This is a genomic window from Streptomyces sp. 2131.1 (assembly GCF_900105515.1).
In the GTDB taxonomy this organism is placed as follows: domain Bacteria; phylum Actinomycetota; class Actinomycetes; order Streptomycetales; family Streptomycetaceae; genus Streptomyces; species Streptomyces drozdowiczii.
Genome location: NZ_FNSY01000001.1, coordinates 3676957 through 3691999 on the forward strand (window position 1 = coordinate 3676957; position 15043 = coordinate 3691999).

Annotated in this window: 9 protein-coding genes; 2 read left to right on the top strand and 7 right to left on the bottom strand. The window is 73.3% G+C overall.

Annotation, left to right across the window (positions count from 1 at the left end; genetic code table 11):
- Window positions 1-42: 42 nt before the first annotated feature.
- A complete protein-coding gene (locus BLW14_RS16415) occupies window positions 43-1167 on the top strand; it encodes a MerR family transcriptional regulator (protein ID WP_093708016.1) in 1125 nt (374 codons plus the stop codon).
- Between the two features lie 57 nt (window positions 1168-1224).
- Here BLW14_RS16415 and BLW14_RS16420 read toward each other — a convergent pair whose 3' ends face one another.
- The 7 genes from BLW14_RS16420 to BLW14_RS16450 form a co-directional block, all read right to left on the bottom strand.
- On the bottom strand, window positions 1225-1647 hold the full coding sequence (locus BLW14_RS16420) for a universal stress protein (protein WP_093708017.1): 423 nt from the start codon (window positions 1645-1647) through the stop codon (window positions 1225-1227).
- Between the two features lie 125 nt (window positions 1648-1772).
- A complete protein-coding gene (locus tag BLW14_RS16425; protein WP_093708018.1) occupies window positions 1773-2426 on the bottom strand; it encodes an FMN reductase in 654 nt (217 codons plus the stop codon).
- A gap of 2 nt (window positions 2427-2428) precedes the next feature.
- A complete protein-coding gene (locus BLW14_RS16430; protein WP_093708019.1) occupies window positions 2429-3514 on the bottom strand; it encodes an LLM class flavin-dependent oxidoreductase in 1086 nt (361 codons plus the stop codon).
- Window positions 3515-3720: 206 nt separating this feature from the next.
- Window positions 3721-5667, bottom strand: a complete 1947-nt coding sequence (locus tag BLW14_RS16435) for an NAD-binding protein (RefSeq protein WP_093708020.1) — start codon at window positions 5665-5667, stop codon at window positions 3721-3723.
- Window positions 5668-5697: 30 nt separating this feature from the next.
- Window positions 5698-10584, bottom strand: a complete 4887-nt coding sequence (locus tag BLW14_RS16440; RefSeq protein ID WP_093708021.1) for a DNA repair ATPase — start codon at window positions 10582-10584, stop codon at window positions 5698-5700.
- 131 nt (window positions 10585-10715) lie between these two features.
- Window positions 10716-12815 (bottom strand): flotillin family protein, encoded by a 2100-nt coding sequence (locus BLW14_RS16445; protein ID WP_093708022.1) that lies wholly within the window; start codon window positions 12813-12815, stop codon window positions 10716-10718.
- Between the two features lie 131 nt (window positions 12816-12946).
- Window positions 12947-13594, bottom strand: a complete 648-nt coding sequence (locus BLW14_RS16450; protein WP_093708023.1) for a hypothetical protein — start codon at window positions 13592-13594, stop codon at window positions 12947-12949.
- 308 nt (window positions 13595-13902) lie between these two features.
- On the opposite strand from BLW14_RS16450, the gene BLW14_RS16455 reads away from it, so the two are divergent.
- Window positions 13903-14988: a PucR family transcriptional regulator gene (locus tag BLW14_RS16455; RefSeq protein WP_093708024.1), complete on the top strand. Its 1086-nt coding sequence runs from the start codon at window positions 13903-13905 to the stop codon at window positions 14986-14988.
- Window positions 14989-15043 lie beyond the last annotated feature (55 nt).

Consider the following 15043-nt stretch of genomic DNA (forward strand, 5'->3'; position numbering starts at 1 on the left):
AGGCCAAGGATCGAGTGTGCCGGGGCGGGAAGTCCGCCCGGTATGAGGAGGCGTGCGGTGACGACGGACGACGGGCAGGGGCGGGGTCCCGGCGCGGCACTGGTGACGATCGGGGCGTTCGCCCGGCTGTCCCGGCTGTCCGCCAAGGCGCTGCGCCGCTACGACGAGCTCGGTCTGCTCCCGCCGGCCCTGGTCGACCCGGTGAACGGCTACCGGTACTACGACCGGGCCCAGGTGCGGGCGGCCCGGCTGGTGGCCTGGCTCCGCCGGATCGGGATGCCGCTCGCCCGGATCAGGGAGGTGATCGCGCTGGAACCCGGCGCGGCCGCCGCCGCGATCCGGGTGTACTGGGCGCGCGTCGAGGCGGAGACGGCGGCTCGCCGTGATCTCGCGGCCTTCCTCATCGACCAGCTGTCGACGGAGGACGTCATGACATCGGTGGGCACACTCGGAATCCGCTATGCGGCCGGCACCGATACGGGAGCGGTGCGGGAGACCAACCAGGACGCGGTGTACGCCGGTGCCCGGCTGCTCGCGGTCGCCGACGGGTTCGGCGCGGGCGGCGCGGGGGCCAGCACGGCGGCGATCGAGGCCCTGAAGCCGCTGGCGCCCGGCGGGGTGCCGGCGGCGGAGCTGCTGAACAGCCTGCACGACGCGGCGGAGCGGGCCGCGCACGCGGTACGGGACGCGGTCGCGGCGAGCGCGGCGCCGGAGGAGTCCGGCACGACGCTGACGGCGATGGTGTGGACGGGCTCCCAGCTCGGCCTGGTGCACATCGGGGACTCGCGGGCGTATCTGCTGCGCGGGGGCGAGCTGTTCCGGATGACGCACGACCACAGCCTGGTCCAGTCGATGATCGACGACGGCTCGCTGACGGAGGAGGAGGCGTTCTCGCACCCGCAGCGGGCGATGCTCCTGAAGGTGCTGGCCGGGGACGGGACGAGCGGCTCCGGGCCCGATCTGGACGTCCGGGACGCGCGGCCCGGTGACCGCTATCTGCTCTGCTCGGACGGGCTCTCGGCGGTCGTCGACGGCGGTGAGCTGGCGCGGGTGCTGGCCGGGGCGGACGAGCCCGGCACCGCCGTGCGCGAGCTGATCGCCCTCGCGGAGGCGGCCGGCGCCCCGGACAACGTGGCCTGCGCGGTCGCGGACGTCGTGGAGCTGTGAGTACGCGGGAGGGCCCCGCACCACGCGTGGTGCGGGGCCCTCCCGGCTGTCCGGGGGTCAGGCGCGGACGACGGTCACCGGGCACGAGGCGTGCTGGGTGACGTGCAGGCTGACCGAGCCGAGCAGGGTCGCCTTGAAGCCGCTGTACCCGCGCGCGCCCACGACCAGCAGGTTCGCGCCCTCGGCCCGGTCGAGCAGGGCCTGCGCCGGGTTACCGATCACGACGACCTTGGAGACGGCGGCGGCGCCCTGGGCGCCCAGCGCCTCCTCCAGCGTCTCGGTCAGCGACACCGTGGCCATGGCCTGCGGGTCGAAATCCTCCGGCAGGCCCGGCATCATCGACGCCCAGCTGGTGGCGGGGTACTCCCAGCTGTTGACGGCCTCCACCGTGTCACCGGTCAGCTCCGCCTGGCGTACGGCCCAGTGCAGTGCCTTGACCGACGACTCGGAGCCGTCCACGCCCACCACGATCCTGCCCATCTCTGCCTCCAGCTGGGTTCTGCGGTTGTGCTCGGTTCGTGCTCGCGTCACGTCTTCCCGTACGACTCTAGTCAAAACGGGCGAAACGGCGATTCCCGCTGGTCCGGCCGGATCGACCGGTCCGGTCAGGCCGGGCGCAGGGCGGCGAGCTGCTGCTCGAAGGGGACCACCTCGTCGTCCAGCCCGGGGGCGCGTGACGCACCGGAGACGGCGCGGCCGCCCGAGACGGCCCCGGCCAGCTCCCCGCCCGCGCGCCGGATGCGGGCCGGCAGGCCGTCGGCGTACGCGTCGCCCGCCGCGCCCCAGTCCTCCGACGCCGCGTACACCGAGGTCGGCAGCGTGACGGCGCGCAGATAGGCGAAGAGCGGGCGCATCGCGTGCTCCAGGACCAGCGAGTGCCGGGGGGTGCCGCCGGTCGCGGCGACGAGCACGGGCTTGCCGGTCAGCGCGGTGTTCTCGACCAGGTCGAAGAACGACTTGAACAGGCCGCTGTACGAGGCAGTGAACACCGGTGTCACCGCGATCAGCCCGTCCGCGCCCGTCACCGCCGCGAGCGCGTCCTCCAGGGCGGCCGACGGGAAGCCGGACACCAGGTGGCCCGCGATGTCCACGGCCAGGTCGCGCAGTTCGATCACCCGGACGTCGACCGCGCGGTCCTGCGCGGCCTCCAGCTGCTCCCGGGTGGCGGCGGCCAGCCGGTCGGCCAGCAGCCGGGTCGAGGACGGGTTGCTGAGGCCGGCCGAGACGGCGACGATCCTCAGGGGTTCGGTGGCGAACACGGTCAGCTCTCCTTCGTGACGGTGGCGGCGAGGGCGGGGTGCAGCGGCGCGGTCTCGGGGACACCGGCCGGGCGCAGGGCGGCGAACTCCTTGCGCAGGACGGGGACGACCTCCTCGCCGAGGATGTCGAGCTGCTCCAGGACCGTCTTCAGCGGCAGGCCCGCGTGGTCCATCAGGAACAGCTGACGCTGGTAGTCGCCCACGGCGTCCCGGAAGGTCAGCGTCCGCTCGATGACCTCCTGGGGCGATCCCACGGTCAGCGGCGTCTGCTGCGTGAAGTCCTCCATCGACGGTCCGTGCCCGTAGACCGGCGCGTTGTCGAAGTACGGACGGAACTCCCGTACCGCGTCCTGCGAGTTCTTCCGCATGAACACCTGGCCGCCGAGGCCGACGATCGCCTGCTCGGCGGTGCCGTGGCCGTAGTGCGCGTACCGCTGCCGGTACAGCCGCACCATCTTCTTCGTGTGCTCGATGGGCCAGAAGATGTTGTTGTGGAAGAAGCCGTCGCCGTAGTACGCGGCCTGCTCGGCGATCTCCGGCGAGCGGATGGAGCCGTGCCAGACGAACGGGGGCACGCCGTCCAGCGGGCGCGGGGTGGCCGTGAACGACTGGAGCGGCGTACGGAACTTGCCCTCCCAGTCCACGACGTCCTCCCGCCACAGCTTGTGCAGCAGGGCGTAGTTCTCGATGGCGAGCGGGATGCCCTGGCGGATGTCCTTGCCGAACCACGGGTACACCGGGCCGGTGTTCCCGCGCCCCATCATCAGGTCCACGCGACCGTCCGAGAGGTGCTGGAGCGTCGCGTAGTCCTCGGCGATCTTCACCGGGTCGTTGGTGGTGATCAGCGTCGTCGAGGTCGACAGGATGATGTTCTTCGTCTGCGCGGCGATGTAACCGAGCGTGGTGGTCGGTGACGAGGGGACGAACGGCGGGTTGTGGTGCTCACCGGTCGCGAAGACGTCGAGCCCGACCTCCTCGGCCTTCCGCGCAATGGCGACCGTGGCCTTGATCCGCTCGTGCTCGCTCGGCGTCGTACCGGTCGTGGGGTCGGTGGTGACGTCCCCGACGGTGAAGATCCCGAACTGCATGGCGTCCGCCTCCTGCGCTTTTTGTTGAACGTTGAACTAAGTGAACGCATCGTACAACCGGGGGCATGGGCGGCATATTCCTTCCCGGCCACGCGTGCCCCGGTCCGGCGCCGAGGGTTCGTCCTCAAGCGCCGGACGGGCTGGTTTGCCCCGGGTGGGGCGGGTACGCGGCGCCCGGCCGACGGGCTGGACGGCGGCCGGGGCATTCAGCGGCGCGTCAGCGCCCGGCGGCCCATCAGTTCCGCGAGGCCCCGTCGTGTCGCGGCGATGATCACGCGGTCCGTCGGGCGGAGCACGTAGCCGGGGTGGATGTTCCACACGAGGGCGCCCTCGCCGGTGGAGGCGGGCCCGGTCGGGGCCACGTCCAGGGCCAGGACGCGCCACGCGCCCGCGCGGAACGCCTGTTCCACCGTACGGCCCTCCAGCTGGGGATGCCCGGCGACCTCGATCGCGGCGAACAGGAGCACCTTCCGTTCGACCGGGATCGCGCCCAGGATCTGCCGGCCCATCATCGCGACGGCGAAGGACGGCCCGGCCAGGTGGGAGACCGAGCGGGAGCGGGTGATCGCCTGCGGGTGGGCCGTGCGCAGGGTGCGGTAGACCGCCGTGGCGAACTCGTCGTCGAAGAGCCGCACCGTCACCCGCAGGTTCGGCTTGAGCGAGCGGGCGTAGAGCGCGGCCTCCAGGTTCGTCGTGTCGATGCTGGTCAGCGCGAGGAGCCCGCGTGAGCGGCTGATCTTGGCCGCCTCCAGCACCCCTTCGTCCGTGACGTCACCGAGCACCACCGGCACGTGCAGCCGCCGGGCGACGGGGATGCCCCGCGCGTCCGGGTCCTCCTCCACGCACACCACCGGGATGCCCAGCTCCCGCAGGTGCACCAGGACCCGGGTGCCGATCTTGCCGAGGCCGAGCAGCACCACGTGCCCGGACAGGCCGCGCGGCGGGCGCCGCAGCGAGGACGCGGTGCGCAGCGAGCCGAACGCCTCCAGAACACCGGCCACCAGCAGGGGCAGCAGCATCAGGCCCGCGATGCCGGAGAGGATCTGGATGATCTGGCGGGGGGTGGGGTCACCGATCGCCGGGTCGCCCATGGCGAACAGGTCGAGCAGGGTGAGATACGTGGCGTGCAGCGGGTTGTCGCCGGTGGTGATCGTGGAGGCCACCGCGAGCCCGAGGACCGCCAGCCCGACGCCGAGCGCCGACCACCGCAGCCGCCGCGAGAAGAACTGGCTGAGCGGCGCGCTCCGGCCGCTCATCCGGACCTTCGGGGCGGCCGGCCCGGACTGCGTGACGGCCTCCAGGACGACCGCGCCGCGCCCGGCCGCGGCGGCGATCTCCGCCGGGTCCGGGAGCAGTTGCGGCCCCTCCGCACCGCTGCTGTCGGAGCCCTCCGCACCGGCCGGGTCGTGGGTGGTGGAGGACAGCAGGGCCAGCGTGCACAGCCCGGGGTCCGCGACCTGGCCGCCCCGGGGCGGGGTGCGCTCGGCGGCCCGCAGGAACAGGCCCTCCGCCCGGATCACCCGCGTCGACCCGGCGAGCGCGGTGGCCGCGAGGGCGGGCGCGGCGGTGTCGGCGTCGGACAGGACCGTGGTGGAGGCGTCGATCGCGGCCTGGTCGAGCCCGGGGGACGCGACGGCGGCGGCCTGGTCGAGCAGGGTCTCCAGATGCTGGCCGAGCTTGCGGTTGTAGAGCCGGATCACCAGCCGGACACGGGGGTTGAGCCGGCGGGCGGTCAGCGCGGCCCGGATGTTGCGCTCGTCGTCGTCGTAGACGAGGGCGACCGCCGCCGCCCGGCCGATGCCCGCCTCCTCCAGCGCCTCGTCGGACGGCTCGGCCGCCTGGAGGATGCGCACCGCCTCCACTCCGGCGTTGGTGTCCCCGTCCGAACCGTGCGGCAGCCCGCCCCCGTTGCGGTTCATCGCGGACGCCATCCGCCCGAACAGCGCGGCTGCCCTTCCCCGTCCGCTCAGCGGCTCGTCCGGTCCGGCCGTGCCCGGGCCCGGCGGTACGACGAGGGTGACCCGCTCCCCGTAGACGTACCGCAGCTCCACGGCGAGCCGCTGGGCGAGCGCGTCGTCCCCGCAGACGACCATGTGGCCCGTGAACGGGGAGGGTTGGGGTTGCTGGGGGAATGAGGACACGTGTCCCAGCATGCCTTGCTCCCTTCCGGAAGATCGATACCGTCAGCGGCCCTCGGGGTGTCTCGCCAGCAGGTGGCGCGGGTCCGCGGCGCGGCCGATCGCCGTCTCCACGGCGGCGATCCGGTCCGCGAGCAGCCCGAGCGCGGCCACCGCGCGGGTCATCGGGTCGCCCTCGGGACCGCCGAGCGCCTGATTGCGGACGTACGACGAGCAGAGCGCCGCCCAGCGCTCGGCCCGCGCCGGCGTGAGCGTGCCACGCAGGGCGGCCAGCTTCAGCAGGGCCGCCTCGGCGCCGTTGGTGAGCGTCTGCGCCTCGCCCGCGTAGTGGTCGTCGACCACGGCGGACAGCTCGGCGTCGTTCATCACCGGCGCGATCCGCTCCGCGATCCGGTTCATGTTGCGGTACGAACCCTGGAGCCGGAACGGCGGTTCGGTGCGGGTGGCGTCCGTCTGCGCGGCGGAGGCGATGTACGCGGCGTTGACCGCGAGCACCGTGTCCCGGGCGCGTAGCAGATGGCGCAGGACGGCGGTGATCCGGTCCACCTCGGCGGGCGCGTAGGGGTGTTCGAGCTGTTCCGGGCGGGCCGTGGGGTCCTCGTCGGCGAGCCGCAGCAGCAGGGCGAGGTCGTCGCGGGAGCGGCCGGCGAGCGGGGCGAGGACCGGGTTGGCGGTCAGCGCGTTCTCGACGAAGCTCAGCGCGAAGACGTCCTCGCGGCCGGACAGCACCTCGCCCAGGTTCCACACGTCGGCCCGGTTGGCGAGCATGTCGGGCACCTGGAACCGCGCGCCGGACTCGGTGTACGGGTTGCCCGCCATGCACACCGCGAACCGCTTGCCGCGCAGGTCGTAGGTGCGCGGTTCGCCGTCCCGTACGCCCTCGATGCGGCGGGTGGCGTCGCAGAGAGGGATGAACTTCTGGAGGAGTTCCGGCGAGGTGTGCTGGATGTCGTCGAGGTGGAGCAGCGTGTTGTTGCCCGCCTCGAGCGCGAAGTTGATCTTCTCGATCTCCTGGCGCGCGGTGGCGCTGCCCGCCTGCGCCGGGTCCAGCGAGGTCACGTCGTGGCCCAGGTTGGGGCCGCTGATCTTGACGAGGACGAGCCCGAGCCGGTCGGCGACGTACTCCATGAGCGTCGTCTTGCCGTAGCCGGGCGGGGACACGAGCAGCAGCAGGCCCTGCGAGTCGGTGCGGCGGTCGGCGTCGGCGGTGCCCAGCTGCTTGGCGAGGCTGTCGCCGATGAGCGGCAGGTAGACCTCGTCGAGCAGCTGGTTGCGCACGAACGCGGACATCACACGGGGGCGGTGGTCGTCAAGCCGCAGCCGGGTCCGCTCGGCGGCGACCAGGGCGGTGCGCCGTCGCTGGTAGGCGCGGAAGCCGGGCACGACACGGGCGCGGAACTCCTCGGTCCGGAAGAGGAGTTCGTCGATCCGTACGGTGAGCCGGCCGCGCTCGATACGGGGGTGGACGCCGAGGAGCCCGTCGACGGTCTCGGTGAGCGGCGCGTCGGCCTCGTAGCGGGTGAGCAGCGGCTCCGGGCACAGCTCCACGGCGACGGCCTCCGCGAGGTCGCCCGGTTCGATGCCGGTGCCGCTCGCCTCGGCGTACGAGGTGAGCCAGCCCTCCACGAGCTGGCGGCGGGCCGACAGGTCGTCCGCGAGCGCGGCGAGGTCGTCGTCGTACGCGGAAGTGCCGATGGCATGCCGGAACTTGTCCAGGAACGCGCGCACGGAGGCGCTCGTCGCGAAGCCCTCGGGGCCGCCGGACAGCTCCTCGAAGAGGTAGGCGGCGACGGTCCGGGGGCCCTCGCCACCGATCACCGACGCCCACTCCTCCTGGAGCGCGGCGACCGCCGGGGCCAGGCCGAAGGTCTCCCGGGCGCGGGCCAGCGAGCGGGCGCGGCGCGTCCAGGAGGCGCGGCGGGCCTCGTCCGCCTCGTGGGCCCAGAACAGCTGGGCGGCGGCCCGGACGGCGGGCGGGAAGCGCAGCAGCCCGGCGCCCGCGTGCAGCCGCAGCAGCGCGGCCAGGATCGCGGTCGCGTCCTCGTCGTGCACCCCGCGCTGATGGCCCTCGTCGTACGCGGCCGCCGCCGACTCCCGTACGAGCCCGGCGAGGCCGTCGTCGTCCAGGGCGGCCAGGCGGTCCGCGCCGTGCTCGTCGAGGAGGCGGGCGGCCAGGTGCTCGCCCCGGTAGACGGCCCGGGACTCGGACGGCAGCGTCTGGTCCCAGTACGCGCGGGTCGCCGCGAACTCCGGGTCGGTCACCGGCATCCGGTAGTCCGTTCCGGTCACGGCGAACGAGAGCCCGTCGTCCTGCGGCACCAGCGTCAGCTCGAACGGCTGGGTGTTCACCGCGAACCGGTGGCGCCCCAGCCGGATCACGGACCCGCCGTCCGCGTACAGCTCGCTGCGGTCGCGCAGGGCCCGGCCCGCCTCCTGGCGGGCGGCGAGCAGCTGCCCGTCCAGCTCCTCCGCGCGCACGGTGTCGCCGAGCGCGCGCAGCTCCTCGGCGGTGCGGCGGACCTTGGCGACCATCGGGTCGGAGGCGAAGTAGGTGTGGACGGCGTCCGCGTCCGGAAGGGCGGCGCTGCGGCGCGCGACCGTCTCCAGGACGCGCGCGGCGGAGTCCGCGAGGCGCTCGGTGCGGCGGGCCAGCTCGTCCTGGAGGCCCTGCCTGCGGGCCGAGAACGCCTCGTACACCTCGGTCCGGCGCACACCGAGGTCCGCCAGGAAGTCGTCGAACTCGGCGAACCGCGCCTCCAGGTTCTCCAGTTGGAGCAGCAGCCTGGCCAGCTGCTCGTCGCAGGACTCCGGGGTGCCGGCGGCGGCCAGAGCGGCCGTGACGGCCTGCCCGAGCAGCGCGGACTCGGCGGCGAACTCGGCCCGGCCCTCGTGGTCCGCGAGGGCGCGCCGGCGGGCGTCGAGCGTGGCGCGGGCCCGGTTGACGGCGCCCAGTACCTCCGCGATGCGCTCCAGGATCGACGTACGGACCACACCGTCGCCGATGTCGAGACCGGCCACGACGTCCGTGACCGTGCTCAGGCCGTCCGTCATGGAGGCCAGCCGGCCCCCGAGCGCGGCGGCGTCGGTGACCGTGTCGAGTCCGGCGGCCTCCTCGGTGAGGCGGGCGATGTCCTCGTGGTAGCCGGCGAACGCGTCGTCCCTGGCCAGGAAGGCGACCGCGCGGCGGCCCGCCGCGTCGATGTCCTCGGCGGTGGCGGCGGTCAGCTCCGCGATGCGCTCGGTGTCCGCGTACCGCATCTCGGTGAGCGTCGCCAGGTGGCCGTGCGCGCCGCGCAGTTCGGTGAGCCGGTCGACCCAGTCGGCGGCCGTGCGCGGGGCCTCGCCGCGGACCCGGCGGACCAGGGTGGTGATGCGGTCGGCGGTCTCGGTGAGCGCGTCGGCGGCCTGCCGGGTCAGCTCCTGGACCGTCTCGAACTCCGCGACGACCTGGCGCGCGGTCTCCCGCAGCGCGCCCAGGGGCTCGGCCAGGCCGCCCAGTTCGGCGTCGTCCAGCCAGTGGTAGCGGTCGCCGGCCCGCACGCAGTCCGCGACCAGCCGGTCGTACACGGCGGCCGTCGGCGTCGTCTCGGACGCGGCGTGCGCCAGCGCCAGGCAGTCGGAGATCCCGCGCACGAGGTCGGCGTTGCCGACCCGGGCCAGCGGACCTTCGCCCGCCGGGCGGGACGCGGCATAGGTGTCGGAGACGTACGGGGTCTGCCAGCGCTGCAACGGGTGGACGCGCGCCGCGCCCCCGTCGCCGCCCTCCACCGGGTCGCGCAGCACGATCAGCGTGCCGTCGTCGAGCAGCGCGTGGCCCCTGCCCTGGAGCGGGGTCGCCACCTCCTGGCGGATCACGTTGTACGGCAGGAGCAGGCTCCGGCCGTCCTGCCGGGACCGGAAGACGTAGAGCACGTCCTCGCCGTTCGGGGAGCGGACGGCCTCCTCGAAGACCGGGTCGGTGAGCGGCTGCGCGATGTCGAAGGTCCGGGCCTCGCCCGTGGTCAGGTAGAACCCGCCGGGGAAAATGATCCCCTGGTCCTCCGGGAGCCGCTGACAGGCGGGGCCGATGCCGTCGAGGCGGGTGACGGTCCCGAGCAGCGCGTTGAAGACGAGGTGGCGCCTCGCCTCCTCCTTGTACGGGCGCACGCGCAGCAGCACGAGCGGGCCCAGCTCCGCGTACTCGACCTCGGCGTCCGCGAGCGACTGGAGCGGTTCGGTGACCGGCTCCTCGTAGATCCCCTCCGAGGTCTCCGTGTCGTTGACGGTCTTCACCGTGAGCGTGCCGCCGAGCGTGTCGACGTACAGCTCGGCCTCGCAGCCGACGGCGATGTGCGGGTGGCGGCCCGCGACGTGGGACTCGCGCCCGGCGGTCGTCCAGGAGAAGTCGTGCGACGGCGGGAACACGTGGTCGCGCTCGCCGCGCGCGTCGAGGAAGGCGCCGGGGGAGCCGTCCGGGTTCAGCGCCCAGCGCAGGACCCGGATGTCCTTCGCGGTCTCGCCGGTACGGAAGACCGCCAGCAGGCGGCCCTCGGTCCGGCGCAGCCGCAGCAGCCGGGCGTCCCTGAAGTAGCGGTGCAGGCCGTCGAATTCGCGGACGAACGAGGCGTCCGTGAGCGGGGTTCCGGTGCCGGGCGTGAGGTCGGCGGCGTACAGCGCGAGCACGTCGTCGACGGCGGGTGCGCTCTGCTGGCCGGGCCCGCGCTCGAAGCCGAACAGCAGCTCGCCGCCGAGTGCGACGAGGTCTCGGGGGACGGAGGGGCGGGCGGTCCGGATCTGCTCGCTGCCGAGCAGTTGGAGACCGGTGGCGCCGAACGCCTCGGTGCGGCGGGCGTTGAGGGCGGTGGCCCTGCCGGCCAGCTCGGTGGCGTGGGTGCGGAGGCGGCGCCGCAGGACGTCGTAGTCCCCGGCGGTGGGGGTGGTCACGGTGTCCACTGGGTGCTCCTTGCGGTGTGGCTTGCGGCGGTGTCCTCAATCGCCGGACGGGCTTGAGGAGTCCGCCCCACCCAGCCCGCCCGGGGATTGCGGACGGACGGCGCTGGGTGGGGCGTGCGGGCAACGGACCCCTACGACACCGGCGTACCGTTCAGGCCCGCCGGAGCCGGGCCGGCCACCGGGACATCAGCGATCCCCAGCGACTTCGCGTGATCCAGCAGCGCGCGGACCTGGTCCGCACCGACCCCCGCCGACGGCGAAGCCATCATCCGCATCAGCAGCGCCGACACCGTCAGGTTCTGCACGTCACCCGTGGACACCGAGGACAGCACCCGCGTCAGGTCCTCCGTGAACGAGGACTCGCCGTTCAGCCACGGACCGGCCAGGGCCTGCGCCGTGTCCGAGTTCGCGACGAAGCCGTCCAGGCTCTTGCCCATCGAGATGGACGAGACCAGCCGGTCGAAGAAGACCGACTCGCCGCCGACGATGTCGATGTCGGCGTTCTCCAGACCCGTGGCCAGCACCGTCGCCTGCGACTCGGCGACCTGCCGCTGCACGTCCAGCCCGGCGAGCCGGATCTCCTTCTCGGCGGCCAGCCGCAGCCGGTACTCCTCGTGCCCGCGCGACGCGTCGTCCAGCGCCGCCATCGCGGCCGCCTTCTCCGTGAGGCCCGCGGCCTCCGCCTTCAGCTTCTCGCCGATCATCGCCGCGTCGGCCGTCGCCTGCGCCTGCGTACCCTCCGCGTCCGCGAGGGCCTTGAGGCGGGCACCCTCGACCTCCGCCTTGAGCCGCGCGGACGTGGCCTCGGCCTCGGCGAGCCCCGTCTTCTCGATCACCTCTGCCGCCGCGTCCCGCACCTGGACGTCCGCGAGGCCGGGCGCCGCCGACTCCGCCTGAATGCCCTCGGCCAGCCGCAGCTTCGCCTGGGCGTCGAGATCGGCGGTCTTCAGCCGGGCCTCGGCGAGGGTGAGCTGCTCGGCCGCGCGGTGGGTGGCCGCAGCCTCCGCCGCCTCGGCCGCCTTGATGTCCTTGACCAGCTGCTCCTGAGCCTCCGCCTCGGCGGCGATGATGACCGACTTGCGGGTGCGCTCGGACTCCTCGACGGACCGGAGCGTCTTGATGGACTCCTCCTGCTCGGCGACCGTACGGTCCACCGCGATGCGCTCGCGGATGACGTCGGCGACCTCGCGGCGCTCCGCCTCGACCTCCTTCGTCGCGGCGATGCGGTTCAGCTCGGTCTCGCGCTCGCGCCCGATGACCTCCAGCATCCGGTCCTTCTCGATGCGCTCGTTCTCCACGGCGATGACCCGCTCGCGGTTCTTCTGCGCGACGGCGATCTCCCGGGCCTGGTTCTCCCGCTGGATGCCCAGCTGCTCCTCGGTCTTGATGAACGCGGCCTGGGCGCCGAGGCGTTCCTCTTCCTGGACCCGGGCGGTCACGGCCTCCTCGCGGGCCCGCAGCGTCTCGACCTCGCGGCGCTGCTTGATCTCGGCCTCGGCCTGCCGGCGCTCCAGCTCCAGGATGGTCTCCCGGGCGTCGACGTCCTGCCGGGTGATCTCCTTCTGCTCCGTGCGCTGGAATTCGTTGGTGCGCACGTGCTCGATCGCGGTCAGCTCGGTGATCTTCCGGATGCCCTGCGCGTCCAGGATGTTGGCGCCGTCGAGCTGCGCCATCGGCGTCTGCTCAAGGAAGTCGATCGCCGCGTCGTCGAGGTGGTAGCCGTTCAGGTCGGTACCGATGACGCGGATGATCCGGTCCCGGAACTCCTCGCGCTTGGTGTACAGGTCGACGAAGTCCAGCTGCTTGCCGACGGTCTTGAGCGCCTCGGAGAACTTCGCGGCGAAGAACTCCTGGATGGCGACCTTGTCGCTGGCGCGCTCCGTGCCGATGGCCTGGGCGACCTTGATGACGTCCTCGACGGTCTTGTTGACCCGGACGAAGAACGTGATGTGGATGTCGGCGCGGATGTTGTCCTGGCAGATCAGGCCCTCGCGCCCGGTGCGGCGGATCTCGATGGTCTTCACCGAGATGTCCATGGACTCGGCCTTGTGCAGCACCGGCAGGACGACGGCGCCGGTGAAGGTCACGTCGACCTTCTTGGTCTTGGAGATGATGAGCGCCTTGCCCTGCTCCACCTTGCGGAAGAGCCGGGTGACGATCAGCAGCACGGCTACGGCGATGAGCAGGACCACGGCGATGAGCAGGCCGAGGCCCAAGGAGATGGCTTCCATGACAGTCCTTGGCGGCTGAGATGAGGGAAATGAGCGGTTTCACGTGAAACACGGCGCGGCGGCGCACAGCGTCCGGGCAGGCCGGACGGGCACACCGCGCCGGTGCGAGCGGTGATGCGGGCGGCGGAGCCTCAGGCCGTACGGCCGTGCGGCGGCAGCGTGGCGGGCGGCGGACCCGGGTCGAGCGCCTGGTCGTAGGACGAGACCCAGAAGAACTCGCCGGCCTCGTCGTACGCGTACAGCAGCCCCGAGCTTCCCGAGGTCAGCTCCGCGTCGACGGGCTCCAGTTGGCGCACCTGGACGATGGCGGTCGACCCGTCGGCCGCGGTCACCTCGGCCTGGCCGAAGTCCGTGCCGACGGAGCCGGTGCGGATCGTGCAGACCCGGCCCAGGAAGTCCTGGCGCGATGGCGGAGGCTGGTCGGGGAAGTAGCGCCGGAAGTGGTGGACGAGCAGTCGCACCGCGCCCCAGGCGAGCAGCAGCGCCCCGGCCAGCACCGCGCAGGCGAGCGTGGCGCGGACGGCCCCGGTGGTGCCCGATCGATGCACCAGGACCGAACCGGTCAGAGCGGTGAACCAGCCGACGGCGACCATCAGGGACACCGAGACGGTGACCGGTACGCCGCCGACGCCCGCGAGATCGGTGTCGAGGTCCGTGTCGAAGGAGTGGTGGTCGGCCGCGCCGACCAGCACCAGCAGCCAGAAGGCGATGACCACGACGAGCGCCGCGGCGAAGAGTACGGCCGGGAAGGACAGTGCCGCGTCCAGGAACTCCCGCATCGGTTTCCACCCCCTGCCGGTCCCGCCGGCCGTGCTGCCGGCGCCTTACGCGCGGGCCGGCGGCGACCCCGGTGCCGCGGCGCCGCCCAGGGCGGCGCCGCGGCATCCGGGTCTTCCCCCGATCCCCCGTGCACCCCCCGTAGGTCCCCCGTGGTCCCCGGTCGGTGCTGACAGGATCGTGTCATCAGGGGGCGCCCGATCGCATTGCCGGAACGCGGCAACGTTCGCCACTCCTGGATGCCGGGCACCGGCACCGGCCCCCGTGCGTTGGGCAGATGTCGGCATGGAACAGGAACGGAGGCGGACGCGTGGCGGAACCGTTGATTCCCGACAGCTTTCTGGAGGGTTACGCCCACATACTGGGCGAGGCGGCCGCCTCGGGCCGACGGCTGACCCGCGAGGAGCTGGACTCCCGCCGCGACCTGGGCCGGCGGGCGGCCGAGGCCGGACACCAGCTCCGCGCCCTGGTCCGCATGCACCTCGCCGAGACCCGCAACGCCTGGCCGTCCCCCGCCCCCGGCGCCACCCCCGCCTCCGTCGCCGCGTCCACCGACAGCGTCCTGGCCGCCGCGGAACAGGCGGTCGACGCGTTCGCCGACGGCTTCGAGCGCGCCCAGCGCCTCACCGTGCGCCGCGAGGAGGCGGCCAGACGGGAGTTCATCGACGACCTGCTCTACGGGCGCAGCGACCTGGGCCGCCTCGCCGAACGGGCCACCCGCTTCGGGCTGCGCCTCTCCCGCGCCCACGCCGTCGCGGTGGCCACGGGCCCGGAGGCGTACACCGAGACGGACCAGGTCCCGCGGCACGTGGAGTCGGCGCTGCTGGCCCGGTTCAGCGGGCGCAAGATCCTGCTCACGACGAAGGACGGCCGGATGGTGTGCATCGCGCCGGGCAACCAGCCCGACGTCCTGCGCCACTTCGCGAAACAGGCGCACGCGGCGACCGACGGCGGCCGGGTGGCGGTCGGCCGCGCCCACCGGGGCCCGGGCGGTGTCGTCCAGTCGTACGACGAGGCGCTGGACGCACTGGACCTGGCGGACCGGATGGACCTGGACGACCCCGTTCTGTACGCCGCCGACCTGCTGGTCTATCCGGTGCTGACCCGGGACCGGCAGGCCATGGCCGACCTCGTGCGCAGTGAGCTCGGCCCGCTCCAGAAGGCCAGGGGCGGCGCCGAACCGCTCCTGAAGACGCTCGCGGTGTACTTCGACGCGGGCTGTGTCGCCGCCGAGACCGCCCGCCGCCTCTCGTTGAGCGTCCGGGCCCTCACGTACCGGCTGGAACGCATTCACCAGCTGACCGGCTCCGACCCCTCCGACCCCATGCACCGCTACACGCTCCAGACCGCGGTGATCGGCGCCCGGCTGCTGGACTGGCCGGCCAAGGAGGTCTAGGGCCGGCCGGCGCTCCACATGCGGGGACGGCGGCCTCCGCCTAGCGTGATCGTCC